The following is an 18031-nucleotide window of genomic DNA, read 5'->3' on the forward strand; positions in this document are numbered from 1 at the left end:
GAACCGGCGGACAGGCCCGAACGGGTGGGCGAACCACAGGACTTGAGGGCATTGAGAGGGATCTGATGGGAATCGAGGAGAAGCTGCCGAGCGGCTTTCTACTCACGTCCGTGGAGACAGCGGCCGGCTGGGTACGCAAGGCGTCGCTCTTCCCGGCCACCTTCGGGCTGGCCTGCTGCGCGATCGAGATGATGACCACCGGCGCGGGCCGCTACGACCTGGCGCGGTTCGGCATGGAGGTGTTCCGGGGTTCGCCCCGGCAGGCCGATCTGATGATCGTGGCGGGCCGGGTGAGCCAGAAGATGGCCCCGGTGCTGCGCCAGGTCTACGACCAGATGGCCAACCCGAAGTGGGTCATCTCGATGGGGGTCTGCGCCTCCTCGGGTGGGATGTTCAACAACTACGCGATCGTGCAGGGCGTCGACCACATCGTCCCGGTGGACATCTACCTGCCCGGTTGCCCGCCGCGCCCGGAGATGCTGATGGACGCGATCCTGAAGCTGCACGACAAGATCCAGCACGAGCCGCTCGGCGCGAACAAGCGCCGTGCCGAGGAGTTGGGCGAGGCGCTCGCGCTGCAGGCCACCCCGGTGAGCGAGATGCGGGGGCTGCTGCGATGAACGACCAGGTACCCGAGACCCGCCGCGAGCACCCGCACCGCGAGATCCCGGTCGAGGTGGTCGGCCGCCGGCAGGGCATGTTCGGTTCCCAGGGCAGCGGCGACACCTCCGGCTTCGGCGGCCTGGTCGCCCCGGTCGTCCTGCCGGGAGCCAGTGAGCGCCCGTACGGCGGCTGGTTCGACGAGGTCGCCGACGAGTTGGAGGGCGCCCTGGAGGAGCAGGGCCTCGACCCGGCCGAGGTGATCGAGAAGACCGTCGTCGACCGCGCCGAGCTCACCTTCCGGATCGCCCGCGAGCACCTCCTCCGCACCGCGCGCACCCTGCGCGACGACCCGGCGCTGCGGTTCGAGCTCTGCCTCGGTGTGAGCGGCGTGCACTACCCGGGCGACAAGGGCCGCGAACTGCACGCGGTCTACCACCTGCGCTCGATCACCCACGGTCGGCTGATCCGGCTGGAGGTCACCGCGCCGGACGCCGATCCGCGCATCCCGTCCGTGGTGAGCGTCTATCCCACCAACGACTGGCACGAGCGCGAGGCCTACGACTTCTTCGGCCTGGTCTTCGAGGGGCACCCGGCCCTCACCCGGATCATGATGCCGGACGACTGGCTGGGACACCCGCAGCGCAAGGACTACCCGCTCGGCGGCATCCCCGTCGAGTACAAGGGCGCCCAGATCCCGGCGCCCGACCAGCGGAGGTCGTACAGCTGATGAGCACCCAGCACTACGAGGAGACGAACCAGGGCGGCGCGGCCGAGGCAGGCGCCCGGGAAACCACCGAGGGCCGGGTCTTCACGGTCACCGGTGGCGACTGGGGCGAGGTCGTCGATGCTGTGGCCCGGGCCGACGACGAGCGCATCATCGTCAACATGGGCCCCCAGCACCCCTCCACCCACGGGGTGTTGCGGCTGATCCTGGAGATCGACGGCGAGACGGTGACGGAGGCCCGCTGCGGCATCGGCTACCTCCACACCGGCATCGAGAAGAACATGGAGTTCCGCAACTGGGTCCAGGGCACCACCTTCGTGACCCGCATGGACTACCTGACCCCGCTGTTCAACGAGACCGCCTACTGCCTGGCGGTCGAGAAGCTGCTCGGCATCACCGACGACATCCCGGAGCGGGCCGACGTCATCCGGGTGCTGATGATGGAGCTCAACCGGATCTCCTCCCACCTGGTCTGCCTGGCCACCGGTGGCATGGAGATCGGCTCCACCACCCTGATGATCTACGGCTTCCGCGACCGCGAGCTGATCCTGGACGTCTTCGAGCTGGTCACCGGTCTGCGGATGAACCACGCCTACGTCCGCCCGGGCGGCCTCGCGCAGGACCTCCCGCCCGGCGCGGTCGACCAGATCCGCGAGGCCGTGAAGACCATCCGCTCCCGGATGCACGAGTACGACAAACTCGCCACCGGCAACCCGGTGTTCAAGGCCCGCCTGGTCGACGTCGGCTTCCTCGACCTGCCCGGCTGCCTCGCCCTCGGCGCCACCGGTCCCATCCTGCGCGCCACCGGCCTGCCGCACGACCTGCGAAAGACCGACCCGTACTGCGGCTACGAGAACTACGACTTCGAGGTCGCGGTCGCGGACGGCGCCGACTCCTACGGCCGCTTCCTGATCCGGCTGGAGGAGATGAAGCAGTCCCTGCGGATCGTCGAGCAGTGCCTGGACCGGCTGCGCCCCGGTCCGGTCATGGTGGCGGACAAGAAGATCGCCTGGCCGGCCCAACTCGCGGTCGGTCCGGACGGCATGGGCAACTCCCTCGACCACATCCGGAAGATCATGGGCACCTCGATGGAGGCCCTGATCCACCACTTCAAGCTGGTCACCGAGGGCTTCCGGGTCCCGGTCGGCCAGGCCTACGTGGCGGTCGAGTCGCCCAAGGGCGAGCTGGGCGTGCACGTGGTCAGCGACGGCGGGACCCGCCCTTACCGGGTCCACTTCCGGGACCCGTCGTTCACCAATCTGCAGACGATGGCGGCGATGTGCGAGGGCGGCCAGGTGGCCGACGTCATCGTCTCGGTGGCCGGGATCGACCCGGTGATGGGAGGCGTGGACCGGTGACAGACGTCCAACTGGGGATGCCGGCGCTGCCGGCCAAGCCGTACCCCGAGGAGGTGCACGCCCGGCTGGCCGCCGACGCGGCGGAGCTGATCGGCCGCTACCCGGTGGCCCGGTCCGCGCTGCTGCCGCTGCTGCACCTGGTGCAGGCCGAGGAGGGCTTCGTCAGCCGGACCGGCATCCGGTTCTGCGCGGAGCAACTCGACCTCACCACCGCCGAGGTCACCGCCGTCGCGACCTTCTACACCATGTACCGGCGCCGGCCCGCGGGCGAGTACCACGTCGGGGTCTGCACCAACACCCTGTGCGCGGTGCTCGGCGGCGACCAGATCTTCGCCGAGCTCCAGGAGCACCTCGGGATCGCGAACAACGAGACCACCGAGGACGGCCGGATCTCGATCGAGCACATCGAGTGCAACGCCGCCTGCGACTACGCGCCGGTGGTGATGGTCAACTGGGAGTTCTTCGACAACCAGACGCCGGAGAGCGCCAAGCTGCTGGTCGACGACCTGCGCGCGGGCCGTGAGGCCGTCCCCACCCGGGGCGCCCGGCTCTGCTCCTTCAAGGACTCCGCCCGGATCCTGGCCGGCTTCCCCGACGAGCGCCCCGGCGCCGTCGACGAGTCCGGCGCGGGCGGCGCGCCCTCGCTGGCCGGTCTGCGGCTGGCCCGCGGCGAGGCCCTGCCCGGCACCGGCGGCACCCGCGTCGTCTCCCCCCGCCACGAAGGCACACGCCACGAAGGCGCCCGCCACGAGGAGCCGCGCCGCGAGGGCGGGTCCGTCGAGGGCGGGTCCGCCGAGGGCACCGGCCAGGAAGGGACCGAAGCGTGATGACCTCCGCCGAGCCGGCCGAGAAGCTGCTCACCCCCGTGCTGTCGGCGTTCTGGGACGACAGCCGCCCCTGGACGCTCGCCACCTACCGTCGCCACGCCGGCTACGAGGGACTCAAGGCCGCCCTCGCGATGCCCCCGGACGACGTGATCGCCCTGGTCAAGGACTCCGGTCTGCGCGGCCGCGGCGGCGCGGGCTTCCCCACCGGCCTGAAGTGGCAGTTCATCCCGCAGAACGACGGCAAGCCGCACTACCTGGTGGTCAACGCGGACGAGTCCGAGCCGGGCACCTGCAAGGACATCCCGCTGCTGTTCGCCAACCCGCACTCGCTGATCGAGGGCATGATCATCGCGTCCTACGCGATCCGCTGCGACCACGCCTTCATCTACCTGCGCGGCGAGGTCGTGCCGGTGCTGCGCAGGCTCCAGGCCGCCGTCGCCGAGGCCTACGAGGCCGGTCTGCTCGGCCGGAACATCCTCGGCTCCGGACTCGACCTGGACATCACGGTCCACGCCGGTGCCGGCGCCTACATCTGCGGCGAGGAGACGGCGCTGCTGGACTCGCTGGAGGGACGCCGGGGCCAGCCCAGGCTGCGCCCGCCGTTCCCGGCCATCGCCGGCCTCTACGCCTGCCCGACCGTGGTGAACAACGTCGAGTCGATCGCCTCGGTGCCGCCGATCCTGGCCCGCGGCAAGGAGTGGTTCAAGGGACTGGGCACCGAGAAGTCCCCCGGCTTCACGCTCTACTCGCTCTCCGGCCACGTCACCAACCCCGGCCAGTACGAGGCCCCGCTCGGCATCACCCTGCGCCAACTGCTCGACATCAGCGGCGGCATCCGGACCGGCCACCGGCTCAAGTTCTGGACCCCGGGCGGCTCCTCCACCCCGATGTTCACCGACGAGCACCTTGACGTCCCGCTGGACTACGAGGGCGTCGGCGCGGCCGGCTCGATGCTCGGCACCAAGGCCCTGCAGATCTTCGACGAGACGACCTGCGTGGTCCGCGCCGTCACCCGCTGGACCGAGTTCTACGCCCACGAGTCCTGCGGCAAGTGCACCCCCTGCCGCGAGGGCACCTACTGGCTGGTCCAGCTGCTCAAGCGGATCGAGGCCGGCCAGGGCGTCGAGGGCGACCTGGAGAAGCTCCTCGACATCGCCGACAACATCAACGGCAAGTCCTTCTGCGCCCTGGGCGACGGCGCGGCCAGCCCGATCGTCTCCTCGCTCCAGTACTTCCGGGCCGAGTACGAGCAGCACCTCGCCGAGCGTCGCTGCCCGTTCGACCCGGCCGCCTCCACCGTCTGGGCCGACGGCCCCCGCCCCGGCCACCCGTCCGCCACCGAAAGGGAGGTGCACGCGTGACGATCACAGAGCCATCCACCTCCACGGGCGACAAGGCCGCGGTCGAGCTGGTCACGCTCACCATCGACGGCGTCGAAGTGCAGGTCCCCAAGGGGACCCTGGTGATCAGGGCAGCCGAGCAGATCGGCACCCAGATCCCGCGCTTCTGCGACCACCCGCTGCTCGACCCGGCCGGCGCCTGCCGGCAGTGCATCGTCGAGATCGAGGGCCAGCGCAAGCCGGTCGCCTCGTGCACCGTCCCGGTCGCCGAGGGCATGGTGGTGCGCACCCACCTCAGCTCGCCGGTCGCCGAGAAGGCCCAGCGCGGCGTGATGGAGCTGCTGCTGATCAACCACCCGCTGGACTGCCCGGTCTGCGACAAGGGCGGCGAGTGCCCGCTGCAGAACCAGGCGATGTCCACCGGTGACACGGACTCCCGCTTCGAGGGGATGAAGCGCACCTACGAGAAGCCGGTGCCGATCAGCAGCCAGGTGCTGCTGGACCGCGAGCGCTGCGTGCTCTGCGCCCGCTGCACCCGGTTCTCCCAGCAGATCGCCGGGGACCCGTTCATCGACCTGGTCGAGCGCGGAGCCCTCCAGCAGGTCGGCACCGGCGAGGGCGACGACTTCGAGTCGTACTTCTCCGGCAACACCATCCAGATCTGTCCGGTCGGTGCCCTCACCTCGGCGGCCTATCGTTTCCGCTCCCGCCCGTTCGACCTGACCTCCTCACCGAGCGTCTGCGAGCACTGCTCCTCCGGCTGCGCCCAGCGCACCGACCACCGCCGCGGCAAGGTGATGCGCCGGCTGGCCGGTGAGGACCCGGCGGTCAACGAGGAGTGGAACTGCGACAAGGGCCGGTTCGCCTTCCGCTACGCCCAGCAGCGGGACCGGATCACCACCCCGCTGGTCCGGCGGGACGGCGAACTCGTCGCCGCCTCCTGGCCGGAGGCGCTGGCCCGGGCCGCCGAGGGACTGCGCGAGGCCCGCACCGGCGTGCTCACCGGAGGCCGGGTCACGGTCGAGGACGCCTACGCCTACGCCAAGTTCGCCCGGGTGGTGCTCGGCACCAACGACGTGGACTTCAGGTCCCGCCCGCACAGCGGCGAGGAGGCGGACTTCCTGGCCGCCGCCGTCGCCGGCCAGGGTGTCGACATCGGCGGAAGCCCCTTCGGCTACGAGGAGCTGGAGGCCGCCCCGGCGGTCCTGCTGCTGGCCCTGGAGCCCGAGGAGGAGTCGCCGATCGTCTTCCTGCGGCTGCGCAAGGCCAACCGGGGCCACGGCCTCACGGTCTTCTCGATCGCCCCGCACGCCTCCCGGGGTCTGGCCAAGCTGCGCGGATCGCTGCTGCCGGCCGCCCCCGGCACCGAGGCCGAGTGGCTGGCCGCGCTCGCCGCCGACGAGCCGCTCAACGACGACGCCGGCCGCGCCGCCGAACTGCTCCGCACCCCCGGTGCGGTGATCCTGGTCGGCGAGCGGGCGGCCGCCGCCCCCGGCGCGCTCACCGCCGCACTGCGGCTGTCGCACGCCACCGGCGCCCGGTTGGCCTGGATCCCCCGGCGGGCCGGCGAGCGCGGCGCGGTCGAGGCCGGCGCGCTGCCCGGCCTGCTGCCCGGCGGCCGTCCGGTCGCCGCGCCGGCCGCCCGGGCCGAGGCCGCCGCCGCCTGGGGCGTGGCCGAGCTCCCGGCCCGTCCCGGCCGGGACACCGAGGACATCCTGTCCGCGGCCCTCGGCGGTGAACTCGGCGCGCTCCTGATCGGTGGCGTCGACCCGGAGGACCTGCCGGACCCGGCGTTGGCCGAGGCGGCGCTGGCCGCCGTCCCGTTCGTGCTCTCGCTGGAGCTGCGCCCGTCCGCCGTCACGGCCCACGCCGACGTGGTGCTGCCGGTGGCCGCGGTCGCCGAGAAGGCCGGTACCTTCCTGGACTGGGAGGGACGGGTGCGGATGTTCGAGGCCGCGCTCAAGCCGGACCAGCAGATGGGCCGTCACCTGCACCCGGACCTGCGGGTGCTGAACATGCTCGCGGACGCCCTCGGCCACCGTCTCGGCCTGCCCGACGTCCGCGCCGCCCGGCAGGAGCTGGACCGCTTCCTGCCCTGGACGGGAGACCGTCCGGCCGCGCCGGCCGCCCACCCCGGCCTGCTGCCCCGCCCGGCCACCGGCCAGGCGGTCCTGGCCGGCTGGCGGCTGCTGCTCGACCGGGGCTCGCTCCAGGAGGGCGACCCGCACCTGGCCGGCACCCGGCACCCCGCGGTCGCCCGGGTCTCGCCGACCACCGCCGGGGAGATCGGCGCCGCGACCGCGCCCGCGCTGAGGCTGACCGGCCCGGCCGGTTCGCTCACCCTGCCGCTGGAGATCGCCGCCGAGATGCCGGACCGCACGGTCTGGATCCCGCTCAACTCCACTCCGGGCGGCGCCTACCGGACGCTCGGCACCACCATCGGCCACCTGGTCACCATCGCCGCCGCCGAGGCCACCGCGCCGGCCGGGACGGCCGGGCCCGAGGAGGAGGAGAAGTGACTCCGAACCCGCACCCGTTCGCCGGACACGGCCCGGCCGCGCTGGCCGAGCTGGCCGCGAACGAGACGCTCGGCTTCTTCGGCCGGGACCCGTGGTGGCTGGTCCTGCTGAAGGCGGTGTTCTGCTTCGGCTTCCTGGTCGGCACGGTCCTCGTGGCGATCGTCTGGGAGCGCAAGGTGGTGGCCTGGATGCAGCTGCGCATCGGGCCCAACCGGCACGGCCCGTGGGGCCTGCTGCAGTCGCTCGCCGACGGCGTGAAGCTGGCGCTCAAGGAAGACCTGGTGGTCACGGGCGCCGACAAGGTGGTCTACATCCTGGCCCCGATCGTCTGCGCCATCCCGGCGTTCATGGCCTTCGCGGTGATCCCCTTCGGCCCGGCCGGCGACGAGATCTCGATCTTCGGCACCCGGACGCCGATGCAGCTGACCGACTTCCCGGTGGCGCTGCTCTACATCCTGGCCACCGCCTCGGTCGGCATCTACGGCATCGTGCTGGCGGGCTGGTCCTCCGGCTCGACCTACCCGCTGCTCGGCGGGATCCGCTCCTCGGCCCAGATGATCAGCTACGAGATCGCGATGGGCCTGTCCTTCGCGGCGGTCTTCATCTACTCCGGCTCGATGTCCACCTCGGAGATCGTCTCCTCGCAGCAGCCGACGTGGTTCGCGGTGCTGCTGCCGGTGTCGTTCATCGTCTACATCGTCGCGATGGTCGGTGAGACCAACCGCGCGCCGTTCGACCTCCCGGAGGCCGAGGGCGAGCTGGTCGGCGGCTTCAACACCGAGTACTCCTCGCTGAAGTTCGCGATGTTCATGCTGGCCGAGTACGTCAACATGGTCACCGTCTCGGCGGTCGCCTCCACCCTGTTCCTGGGCGGGTGGCGGGCCCCGTGGCCGGTCTCCACGTTCTGGGAGGGCGCCAACCACGGCTGGTGGCCGCTGCTCTGGATCACGCTCAAGATCCAGCTGCTGCTGTTCTTCTTCATCTGGCTGCGCGGCACCCTGCCCCGGTTCCGCTACGACCAGTTCATGAAGCTCGGCTGGAAGGTGCTGATCCCGGTCTCGCTGGCCTGGCTGGTGATGGTGGCGAGCGTCCGGGCCCTGCGCAACGAGGGCTACGGCTTCGGCGAGGTGGTGCTGTACGTCGGCGCCCCGGTCGGCGCGCTGCTGCTGCTCGGCCTGCTGCGGGACGTCCTGAAGCGCAAGCCGGAGCCCGGGTCCGAGGCCCCGCAGGGGGAGTTCGACCCGATGGCCGGCGGCTACCCGGTGCCACCGCTGCCCGGCCAGCAGCTTCCGCCGGTCCCGCGCCGGCGCAGCCGCGCCCCGAAGCAACTGCAGGACGCCCTCAACGGGGCCGACCATTCCGAAGGGAGCTGAACCGAGATGTCGTCCGACCAGAACGCCCGGAACGACCGGTCCGAACGGGCCGACAAGCCGTCCATCCTCGGACCGGCCGCCGGCTTCGGCGTGACCTTCAAGGCCATGTTCAAGAAGCGGCTCACCGAGCAGTACCCGGAGCAGAAGAAGCCCACCGCCCCGCGCTTCCACGGCCGCCACCAGCTGAACCGGCACCCGGACGGCCTGGAGAAGTGCGTCGGCTGCGAGCTGTGTGCCTGGGCCTGCCCGGCCGACGCGATCTACGTCGAGGGCGCGGACAACCGCGAGGACGAGCGCTACTCGCCCGGTGAGCGGTACGGGGCGGTGTACCAGATCAACTACGCCCGCTGCATCCTGTGCGGGCTCTGCATCGAGGCCTGCCCGACCCGCGCGCTCACCATGACCAACGAGTACGAGCTCGCGGACTCCTCCCGCCAGGACCTCATCTTCACCAAGGAGCAGCTGCTGGTCGGCCTCTCCGAGGGCATGGTCGACAGTCCGCACTCGATCTTCCCCGGCGCCGACGAGGGCGCCTACTACCGGGGCGAGATCACCGCGGCGGCGCCGGGCACGGTCCGGCAGGAGCCCACCGAGCGGGAGAAGGAGGCCCAGTCGTGAGCGCCGCCACCTCGCTGAACCTCGCGGCCGTGACGGGCGCGACCTCCACCGGTGAGGCCGTCCAGTTCTGGGTGCTGGCGGTGATCGCCGTCGGCGGCGCGCTCGGGACGCTGCTGATGCGCAAGGCGGTGCACAGCGCGCTCTGCCTGGCCGCCACCATGCTCGCCCTGGCGGTCTGTTACATGGCCCAGGGCGCGGTGTTCCTGGGCGTGGTGCAGATCGTGGTCTACACCGGCGCGATCATGATGCTCTTCCTCTTCGTGGTGATGCTGGTCGGCGTGACCAGCGCGGACTCGCTGAAGGAGCAGCTGAAGGGCCAGCGGTTCGCCGCCGCGCTCTGCGGCCTCGGCTTCGGCGTGCTGATGGTCGCCGGGATCGCCAACGCCAAGCTGGACACCTTCGCCGGTCTCGGCGAGGCCAATGCCGAGGGCAATGTCCAGGGCCTGGCCCGACTGATCTTCACCAAGTACGTGTGGGCCTTCGAGGTCACCGGTGCGCTGCTGATCACGGCCGCGATCGGGGCCATGGTGCTGACCCACCGCGAGCATGTGAAGGCCCCGAAGACCCAGCGCGAGCTGGCCGCCCAGCGGGTCGCCGACAACATCCAGGTCCCGCCGCTGCCCGCGCCCGGCATCTACGCCCGGCACAACGCGGTGGACATCCCGGCGCTGCTGCCGGACGGCTCGATCGCCGAGGACTCGGTGATGGCGACCCTGCGCGAGCGCGGCCAGATCCGGGATGTCAGCCAGGAGATGCTGGCCCGGATGGCCGAGCTGGAGTCCACCACCGCCGACTGGCTGGGCCGCCCGCCGTCCGAGCGCCCGCCGGTGACCGGCCCGCGCAAGGCCCTGGAGCCGGTGGCCGCCCGCCACCCGGCGCCGGCGAACCGCCCGGCGTCCGACCACGACGAGGAGGGGGCGGAGTGAATCCGGTCAACTACCTCTATCTCTCCGCCCTGTTGTTCACCATCGGCGCCTCCGGCGTGCTGATCCGGCGGAACGCGATCGTCCTGTTCATGTGTGTCGAGCTGATGCTGAACGCCTCCAACCTGGCGCTGGTCACCTTCTCCCGGATGCACGGGAACCTCGACGGCCAGATCATCGCGTTCTTCACCATGGTGGTGGCGGCGGCCGAGGTCGTGGTCGGCCTCGCGATCATCGTCTCGATCTTCCGGACCAGGCATTCCGCTTCGGTCGACGACAGCAACCTGATGAAGCTGTAGGCGGAGGACCTCGGTGAACTCTCTCATTCCCCTGCTGGTCGCGGCCCCGCTGGCCGGTGCCGTCCTGCTGCTGCTCGGCGGCCGGGCCTTCGACCGCCTGGGCCACTGGCTGGCCACCGCGCTCGCCGCGCTCTCCTTCGGCTTCGGCCTCGCGCTGTTCTCGGACATGCTGGGCCGGGACGCGGAGGACCGTGCCCTGACCAAGTACCTGTTCAGCTGGATCCCGGTGAACGGCTTCCAGGCCGACATCTCCTTCCGGCTCGACCAGCTCTCGATGACCTTCGTCCTGCTGATCACCGGCGTCGGCACGCTGATCCACCTCTACTCGGTGGGCTACATGGCGCACGACGAGCGCCGGCGCCGCTTCTTCGCCTATCTGAACCTCTTCCTGGCGGCCATGCTGCTGCTGGTGGTGGCCGACAACTACCTGCTGCTGTACTTCGGCTGGGAGGGCGTGGGCCTCGCCTCCTACCTGCTGATCGGCTTCTGGCAGCACAAGCCGAGCGCCGCCACCGCCGCCAAGAAGGCGTTCATCGTCAACCGCGTCGGCGACCTGGGCCTGTCCATCGCGATCATGCTGATGTTCGTCGAGTTCGGCTCCTTCGCCTTCGAGCCGGTGTTCGGCGCCGCGGGCAGCGCGAGCGAGGGCAAGCTGACCGCGATCGGGCTGATGCTGCTGCTCGCCGCCTGCGGCAAGTCCGCGCAGGTGCCGCTGCAGTCCTGGCTCGGGGACGCGATGGAGGGTCCGACCCCGGTCTCCGCGCTGATCCACGCGGCCACCATGGTCACCGCCGGCGTCTACCTGATCACCCGCTCCGGGGCGATCTTCAACCTGGCGCCGGACGCCCAGACCGCCGTGGTGGTGGTCGGCGCGGTCACCCTGCTCTTCGGTGCGATCGTCGGTTGCGCCAAGGACGACATCAAGAAGGCGCTGGCCGGCTCGACCATGTCGCAGATCGGCTACATGATCCTCGCGGCCGGCCTCGGCCCGATCGGCTACGCCTTCGCCATCATGCACCTGGTGACGCACGGCTTCTTCAAGGCCGGGCTCTTCCTCGGTGCCGGGTCGGTCATGCACGGCATGAACGACGAGGTGAACATGCGTCACTACGGCGGCCTCCGGAAGTACATGCCGGTCACCTTCGTCACCTTCGGCCTCGGCTACCTGGCCATCATCGGCTTCCCGGGCCTGTCCGGCTTCTTCTCCAAGGACAAGATCATCGAGGCGGCCTTCGCCAAGGGCGGCACCGAGGGCTGGATCCTCGGCCTGTGCACCCTGGTCGGCGCCGCCGTCACCGCGTTCTACATGACCCGGGTGATGATCCTGACCTTCTTCGGCGAGAAGCGCTGGCAGCCGGACGCCGAGGGCCACGACCCGCACCCGCACGAGTCGCCGAGGACCATGACGATCCCGATGATCGTGCTGGCCTTCGGCTCGGTCTTCGCCGGCGGGCTGTTCGCCTTCCACGAGTCCTTCCTCACCTGGCTGGAGCCGGTCACCGGGCACGAGGAGGGCAACTCCCCGCTCACCCCGCTGGTGGTCACCCTGCTCACCACCGCCTGCATGCTGGTCGGCGTCGCGCTCTCGTACCTCATGTACGGCCGCTCCGCCGTTCCGGTGGTGCCGCCGTACGGCTCCCCGCTCACCCGGGCCGCCCGCCGGGACCTCCTCCAGGACGACTTCAACCACGCCGTCCTGGTCCGTCCCGGTTCGGCGCTGGCCGCGGCGCTGGTCTACTTCGACAGCCGGGGCCTGGACGGTTTCGTCAACGGCCTGGCGGCCACCATCGGCGGCGTCTCCAGCCGGCTGCGGCGGATCCAGAACGGCTACGTCCGCACGTACGCGCTCTCCATGTTCGGCGGCACGCTGGTGCTGGTCGCCACGACTCTCCTGATGAGGTCCGTCTGATGCACCCGGATTACACACATCGTGGGGAGGCCGAGGCATGAGCGTCCTCCTCACCGCCACCTGCGCCGTCCCGGCGGTCGGTGCGGTGGTCACCGCCGCCCTGCCCGCCGGGTCCACCTCGGCGCGGCGGCGGAACACCAAGATCGTGGCGATGGTCTTCTCCGCCGCCACCCTGGTCCTGGCCGGCGCGGTGGCCGCGCGGTTCGACCCGGACGGCGCCCGCTACCAGCTGACCGAGTCCTACAGCTGGATCCGCTCCTTCGGCATCACCTTCGCGCTCGGGGTGGACGGCATCGGCGCCGTCCTCGCCCTGCTCACCGCCGTCCTGGTCCCGGTCGTGCTGCTCGCCTCCTGGCACGACGCGGACCCGGCCCCCGCGCCCCCGGAGGGGTCGTTCGAGAACAGGCGGCGCACCCAGGCGTTCTTCGCCCTGGTGCTGGCGGTGGAGGCGATGGTGATCGTCTCCTTCTACGCCACCGACGTCTTCCTCTTCTACGTCTTCTTCGAAGCCATGCTGATCCCGATGTACTTCCTCATCGGCGGCTTCGGCGACCGGGCGGGCGGCCCCGAGTCGGCCCGCCAGCGCTCCTACGCGGCGGTCAAGTTCCTGCTCTACAACCTGCTCGGCGGCCTGGTCATGCTGGCTGCCGTGATCGGCCTGTACGTGATCGCGCAGGAGCAGGGCCTCGGCACCTTCGACCTGCAGACGCTCACCTCGGCGGTCGCCGACGGTCGGCTGCAGATCGGCGGCACCGCGGAGAAGGCGCTGTTCCTCGGCTTCTTCTTCGCCTTCGCGGTCAAGGCCCCGCTCTGGCCGCTGCACACCTGGCTGCCGAACGCGATGGGCGAGGCCACCGCGGGCACCGCCGTACTGATCACGGCCGTGGTGGACAAGGTCGGCACCTTCGCGATGCTCCGCTTCTGCCTCGGGCTGTTCCCGGACGCCTCGAAGACCTTCGCCCCGGCGATCCTGGTCCTCTCCCTGGTCGGGATCGTCTACGGCGCGCTGCTGGCCATCGGCCAGAAGGACATCAAGCGGCTGGTCGCCTACGCCTCGATCTCGCACTTCGGCTTCATCATCATGGGCATCTTCGCGATGACCAGCCAGGGTCAGAGCGGCGCCACCCTCTACATGGTCAACCACGGCATCTCCACCGCCGCGTGGATGCTGGTGGCCGGCTTCCTGATCTCCCGCCGCGGCTCCCGGCTGATCGCCGACTACGGCGGCGTGCAGAAGGTCGCCCCGGTGCTCGCCGGGACCTTCCTGATCGGCGGGCTGGCCACGCTCTCGCTGCCCGGCCTGGCGCCGTTCGTCAGCGAGTTCCTGGTCCTGGTCGGCACCTTCAGCCGGTACCCCGCGGTCGGCATCGTCGCGACCTTCGGCATCGTGCTCGCCGCGCTGTACGCCCTGCTGCTCTACCAGCGCACCATGACCGGCCCGGTCAAGGAGGAGGTGCGCGGCATGCCGGACCTCAAGGTCCGCGAACTCGCCGTGGTCGCCCCGCTGGTGGCACTGACCGTACTGCTCGGCGTCTACCCGAAGCCGCTCACCGACCTCGTCAACCCGTCGGTGAACGCCACCCTCTCGCAGGTGCACCAGACCGACCCGGCACCGGCGCACCCGGTGTCCGCCGACCACGGGACCGCCCAGGACGGGACCGCCCGCTCAGGAGGTGAGCACAAGTGAGCAGCACCGGTTGGCTCGCCGCCGCCGGCGGCAGCACCCAGAGCATCCCCGCGCCGCACATCGAGTACGGCCAGCTGTCGCCGATGCTGGTGGTGTTCGGCGCCGCGGTGGTCGGCATCCTGCTGGAGGCCTTCCTGCCCCGGCGGGTGCGGCACTGGGCCCAGGTGGTGACCGCCCTGGTCGGCCTGGCCGGCGCGTTCGTCGCCGTCCTGGTGCTCGCCGCGCAGGGCTACGGCACCACCAAGGTCGAGGCGGTCGCGATGGGCGCGGTCGCCCTCGACGGTCCGACGCTGTTCCTGCAGGGCGTGATCCTGCTGGTCGCGGTGGTCGCGGTGCTGACCTACGCCGAGCGCCGGCTGGAGCCCAAGGCCGGCGGCGAGCCGGCCGACGCCTTCGCCGCCCAGGCGGCCGCCACCCCCGGCGGCGAGCAGGAGCGCAGCGCGATCCGGGCGGGCTTCACCACCAGTGAGGTCTTCCCGCTGACCATGTTCGCGGTCGGCGGCATGCTGCTGTTCCCCGCCGCCAACGACCTGCTGACCATGTTCGTGGCGCTGGAGGTCTTCTCCCTCCCGCTCTACCTGCTCTGCGCGCTGGCGCGTCGCCGCCGGCTGCTCTCGCAGGAGGCGGCGGTCAAGTACTTCCTGCTCGGTGCCTTCGCCTCGGCGTTCTTCCTGTTCGGCACCGCGCTGCTGTACGGCTACGCGGGCACGGTGCGGCTCGGCGAGATCGCCGAGGTCATCTCCGGGAACGCGCTGCTCAGCCCGGCGCTGGTCTCCTCGACCCAGAACGACGCCCTGCTGCTGGTGGGCCTGGCGATGCTGACGGTCGGTCTGCTCTTCAAGGTCGGCGCGGTGCCGTTCCACTCCTGGACCCCGGACGTCTACCAGGGCGCGCCGACCCCGGTGACCGGTTTCATGGCGGCGGCGACCAAGGTGGCCGCGTTCGGCGCGGTGCTGCGGCTGTTCTACGTGGCCTTCCCGGCGCTGCGGCTGGACTGGCGGCCGGTGCTCTGGGGCGTGGCGATCCTCACCATGGTGGTCGGCGCGGTCCTGGCCGTCACCCAGCAGGACGTGAAGCGGCTGCTCGCCTACTCCTCGATCGCGCACGCCGGGTTCATCCTCACCGGTGTGATCGCCAGCAACCGGCAGGGCGTCGGCTCGGTGCTGTTCTACCTGCTGGCGTACTCCTTCGTGACCCTCGGCGCCTTCGCCGTGGTCACCCTGGTGCGCGACTCCAAGGGCGAGGCCACCCACCTGTCCAGCTGGGCCGGCCTCGGCCGGCGCTCCCCGCTGGTCGCGGCGGTGTTCGCGCTCTTCCTGCTGGCCTTCGCCGGCATCCCGCTGACCTCGGGGTTCACCGGCAAGTTCGCGGTCTTCCAGGCCGCGGCGGCGGGCGGTGCCACTCCGCTTGTGATCGTGGGTGTGCTCAGCTCGGCGGTGGCGGCGTTCTTCTACATCAGGGTCATCGTGCTGATGTTCTTCTCCGACCCGCAGCCGGGCGGCCCGACCGTCGCCGTCCCGAGCGCCTTCACGGCGACCGCGATCGGTATCGGCGTGCTGGTCACGATCGGGCTCGGACTGCTGCCGCAGTACTTCCTCGATCTCGCCTCGAAGGCAGTGTTCTTCGTCGGCTGACCGTCCGCCGACGGCCCGGCCGAACGCCCCGGCGGCGGCCCGGTCCGACCGCTCCGACGACCGTCCGGGTCGCGCCCCGTGCGCGGCCCGGACGCTTCGTTCGGGTATCCCCGCTGGCCAGCGGGGACGCCCCGCGCATGACAGAGCCGCACGCCCGTGCAGTGATCCACTCGTGACCGGATACCCTGCCTGTATGGCCAGCGGCGGCACTCAGGGACCGGGCCGCTAGATCGACCAGGGACAGAGGAGTGGTCTTCGTGACCGTCGTGGGACCCTTTGGGCTCAGCGTGCAGGACCGCGATCTGACCCGTGACGTCCAGGCCGGGATGGAAGCGGTGGAGGTCGCGCTCGCCGAGGCCGTCAAGAGCGACGTCCCCTTCATCACCGTCACCGCCAGCCATCTGATGGCCGCGGGCGGGAAGCGCTTCCGTCCGCTCCTGGTACTGCTGTCCGCCCAGTTCGGCGACGCCGGTGCGACCGGCGTGATCCCGGCCGCCGTCGTGGTCGAGCTCACCCACCTCGCCACGCTCTACCACGACGACGTCATGGACGAGGCCCCGGTGAGACGCGGCGCGCCCAGCGCCAACTCGCGCTGGGACAACTCGGTCGCCATCCTGACCGGCGACTTCCTCTTCTCCCGTGCCTCCCAGGTGCTGGCCGACCTCGGCCCGGAGGCCGTCCGGCTGCAGGCCGACGCGTTCGAGCGGCTGGTCACCGGCCAGATCCTGGAGACCGCCGGCCCCGGCCCGGACGACGACCCGCTCGACCACTACCTGGGCGTGCTGGCCGGCAAGACCGGATCGCTGATCGCCGTCTCCTGCCGGATAGGAGCACTGGCCGCCGGCGCCGAGCCGTGGGTGATCGACATCCTCAGCTCCTTCGGCGAGCGGATCGGTGTCGCCTTCCAGCTGGCCGACGACGTGCTCGACATCGCCAGCGACGGGCACGAGTCCGGCAAGACCCCCGGCACCGACCTGCGCGAGGGCATCGAGACCCTGCCGACCCTGCTGCTGCGGCAGATGCCGGCCGACCCGTCCGACCCCTCCGACACCCGGCTGCGCGAGCTGCTCCACCTGGACCTCGCCGACGACGAGCTGCACGCCGAGGCACTGCGGCTGCTGCGCCGCCACCCGGCCCTGGAGCACGCCCGCCGGGAGACCCTGCGCCACGCCGAGGAGGCCCGCGCGATGCTGGACCGGCTCCCGGACGGTCCGGCCAAGGACGCGCTCCAGGCGCTCTGCGACTCGGTGGCCATCCGCACCATGTGACGCCCGCGGGCGGGCGGTGCGAATCGCCGTCCGGCGTCCCGGCGGCCACCCGGATGGGGGAGACTGACACCCGTCAGCACCGTGTCCGCAGCTCCGCCCATCCGGAAGGCCGCCATGCTTCGCGTCGTCATCGCCGAGGACTCCGTACTGCTGCGGGAGGGTCTGACCCGGCTGCTCACCGACCGGGGCCTGGAGGTCGTGGCCGGCGTCGCGGACGGTGACGCGCTGATCAAGACCATTCACGACCTGGCCGCCACCGACGCGCTGCCCGACGTGGTGGTTTCGGACGTGCGGATGCCCCCCACCCACACCGACGAGGGCCTGCGGGCCTGTGTCACGCTCCGTGGCCGCTATCCGCAGCTCGGCGTGCTGGTGCTTTCGCAGTTCGTCGAGGAGCGCTACGCCTCCGAACTGCTGGCCGGATCCACCCGGGGCGTCGGTTACCTGCTGAAGGACCGGGTCGCCGAGGTGCGCGAGTTCGTGGACGCGGTGGTCCGGGTCGCCGAGGGCGGCACCGCGCTGGACCCGGAGGTCGTCCAGCAGCTGCTCAGCCGCAGCCGCAAGGGCGATGTGCTGGCCGGGCTGACCCCGCGGGAGCGCGAGGTGCTGGGGCTGATGGCGGAGGGCCGGACCAACACCGCGGTGGCCAAGCAGCTGGTGGTCTCGGAGGGCGCGGTCGAGAAGCACGTCAGCAACATCTTCCTCAAGCTGGGTCTGGAACAGAGCCGCGGTGACCACCGACGGGTTCTCGCCGTGCTCACTTATCTGAATTCCTGACCGGCTCGCCGACGGCTCGCCCGCAGCCTCTATTCGTATTCGAACCAACCTTCCCCGGTCGGGTACGGTTCCGGTCGTCCACGGCGTTGTTTATGGGTGCGGCGATGATTTTTCGCCGCATCGGGGAGTTCCGTCCAAGGCAATCCTTACCCGCATAGGATGCGAGAGGTGC

General features: G+C 71.0%; 15 protein-coding genes. All 15 read left to right on the plus strand.

The window, feature by feature from the left end:
• Positions 1 to 65: 65 nt before the first annotated feature.
• On the plus strand, positions 66 to 620 hold the full coding sequence (locus OG715_RS24720) for a NuoB/complex I 20 kDa subunit family protein (protein ID WP_266271098.1): 555 nt from the start codon (positions 66 to 68) through the stop codon (positions 618 to 620).
• Entirely contained in the window at positions 617 to 1330 is a 714-nt protein-coding gene (locus OG715_RS24725) for an NADH-quinone oxidoreductase subunit C (protein ID WP_407661010.1), read from the plus strand. The genes OG715_RS24720 and OG715_RS24725 overlap by 4 nt, the downstream gene beginning before the upstream one ends.
• Positions 1330 to 2685 carry an NADH-quinone oxidoreductase subunit D gene (locus OG715_RS24730; RefSeq protein ID WP_266271099.1) on the plus strand — a complete coding sequence of 452 codons (1356 nt, stop codon included), beginning with the start codon at positions 1330 to 1332 and terminating at the stop codon, positions 2683 to 2685. The genes OG715_RS24725 and OG715_RS24730 overlap by 1 nt, the downstream gene beginning before the upstream one ends.
• A complete protein-coding gene (gene nuoE, locus OG715_RS24735; RefSeq protein WP_407661011.1) occupies positions 2682 to 3512 on the plus strand; it encodes an NADH-quinone oxidoreductase subunit NuoE in 831 nt (276 codons plus the stop codon). Before OG715_RS24730 ends, nuoE begins: the two co-directional genes overlap by 4 nt.
• Positions 3512 to 4873 (plus strand): NADH-quinone oxidoreductase subunit NuoF, encoded by a 1362-nt coding sequence (gene nuoF / locus OG715_RS24740; protein ID WP_266271100.1) that lies wholly within the window; start codon positions 3512 to 3514, stop codon positions 4871 to 4873. Before nuoE ends, nuoF begins: the two co-directional genes overlap by 1 nt.
• Positions 4870 to 7371: an NADH-quinone oxidoreductase subunit G gene (locus OG715_RS24745; protein WP_266271101.1), complete on the plus strand. Its 2502-nt coding sequence runs from the start codon at positions 4870 to 4872 to the stop codon at positions 7369 to 7371. Before nuoF ends, OG715_RS24745 begins: the two co-directional genes overlap by 4 nt.
• The gene (nuoH, locus tag OG715_RS24750) at positions 7368 to 8744 is read left to right on the plus strand and encodes an NADH-quinone oxidoreductase subunit NuoH (protein WP_380302847.1); all 1377 of its coding nucleotides are present in this window, start codon (positions 7368 to 7370) and stop codon (positions 8742 to 8744) included. Before OG715_RS24745 ends, nuoH begins: the two co-directional genes overlap by 4 nt.
• Before the next feature lie 6 nt (positions 8745 to 8750).
• Complete coding sequence (nuoI, locus tag OG715_RS24755) at positions 8751 to 9362, plus strand: NADH-quinone oxidoreductase subunit NuoI (protein WP_051740409.1); 612 nt, start codon at positions 8751 to 8753, stop codon at positions 9360 to 9362.
• The gene (locus OG715_RS24760) at positions 9359 to 10288 is read left to right on the plus strand and encodes an NADH-quinone oxidoreductase subunit J (protein WP_380384730.1); all 930 of its coding nucleotides are present in this window, start codon (positions 9359 to 9361) and stop codon (positions 10286 to 10288) included. Before nuoI ends, OG715_RS24760 begins: the two co-directional genes overlap by 4 nt.
• Entirely contained in the window at positions 10285 to 10584 is a 300-nt protein-coding gene (nuoK, locus tag OG715_RS24765) for an NADH-quinone oxidoreductase subunit NuoK (protein WP_030300898.1), read from the plus strand. Before OG715_RS24760 ends, nuoK begins: the two co-directional genes overlap by 4 nt.
• Positions 10585 to 10597: 13 nt before the next feature.
• The gene (gene nuoL, locus OG715_RS24770) at positions 10598 to 12493 is read left to right on the plus strand and encodes an NADH-quinone oxidoreductase subunit L (protein ID WP_266271102.1); all 1896 of its coding nucleotides are present in this window, start codon (positions 10598 to 10600) and stop codon (positions 12491 to 12493) included.
• A 37-nt stretch (positions 12494 to 12530) separates the two neighbouring features.
• On the plus strand, positions 12531 to 14180 hold the full coding sequence (locus tag OG715_RS24775; RefSeq protein WP_266271103.1) for an NADH-quinone oxidoreductase subunit M: 1650 nt from the start codon (positions 12531 to 12533) through the stop codon (positions 14178 to 14180).
• Positions 14177 to 15814 carry an NADH-quinone oxidoreductase subunit NuoN gene (gene nuoN / locus OG715_RS24780; RefSeq protein ID WP_266271104.1) on the plus strand — a complete coding sequence of 546 codons (1638 nt, stop codon included), beginning with the start codon at positions 14177 to 14179 and terminating at the stop codon, positions 15812 to 15814. Before OG715_RS24775 ends, nuoN begins: the two co-directional genes overlap by 4 nt.
• Before the next feature lie 257 nt (positions 15815 to 16071).
• Positions 16072 to 17082 carry a polyprenyl synthetase family protein gene (locus OG715_RS24785; protein ID WP_266271105.1) on the plus strand — a complete coding sequence of 337 codons (1011 nt, stop codon included), beginning with the start codon at positions 16072 to 16074 and terminating at the stop codon, positions 17080 to 17082.
• 114 nt (positions 17083 to 17196) lie between these two features.
• On the plus strand, positions 17197 to 17859 hold the full coding sequence (locus OG715_RS24790) for a response regulator transcription factor (RefSeq protein WP_266271107.1): 663 nt from the start codon (positions 17197 to 17199) through the stop codon (positions 17857 to 17859).
• Positions 17860 to 18031 lie beyond the last annotated feature (172 nt).

Source organism: Kitasatospora purpeofusca, from assembly GCF_036010405.1.
Lineage (GTDB): Bacteria > Actinomycetota > Actinomycetes > Streptomycetales > Streptomycetaceae > Kitasatospora > Kitasatospora purpeofusca.

Excerpts from the sequence above, each read along its gene's own strand:
- OG715_RS24725 (WP_407661010.1), top strand. The coding sequence starts at position 617 with ATGAACGACCAGGTACCCGAGACCCGCCGCGAGCACCCGCACCGCGAG.
- OG715_RS24790 (WP_266271107.1), top strand. The coding sequence starts at position 17,197 with ATGCTTCGCGTCGTCATCGCCGAGGACTCCGTACTGCTGCGGGAGGGT.
- OG715_RS24720 (WP_266271098.1), top strand. The coding sequence starts at position 66 with ATGGGAATCGAGGAGAAGCTGCCGAGCGGCTTTCTACTCACGTCCGTG.
- OG715_RS24730 (WP_266271099.1), top strand. The coding sequence starts at position 1,330 with ATGAGCACCCAGCACTACGAGGAGACGAACCAGGGCGGCGCGGCCGAG.
- OG715_RS24775 (WP_266271103.1), top strand. The coding sequence starts at position 12,531 with ATGAGCGTCCTCCTCACCGCCACCTGCGCCGTCCCGGCGGTCGGTGCG.
- nuoI (WP_051740409.1), top strand. The coding sequence starts at position 8,751 with ATGTCGTCCGACCAGAACGCCCGGAACGACCGGTCCGAACGGGCCGAC.
- nuoF (WP_266271100.1), top strand. The coding sequence starts at position 3,512 with ATGACCTCCGCCGAGCCGGCCGAGAAGCTGCTCACCCCCGTGCTGTCG.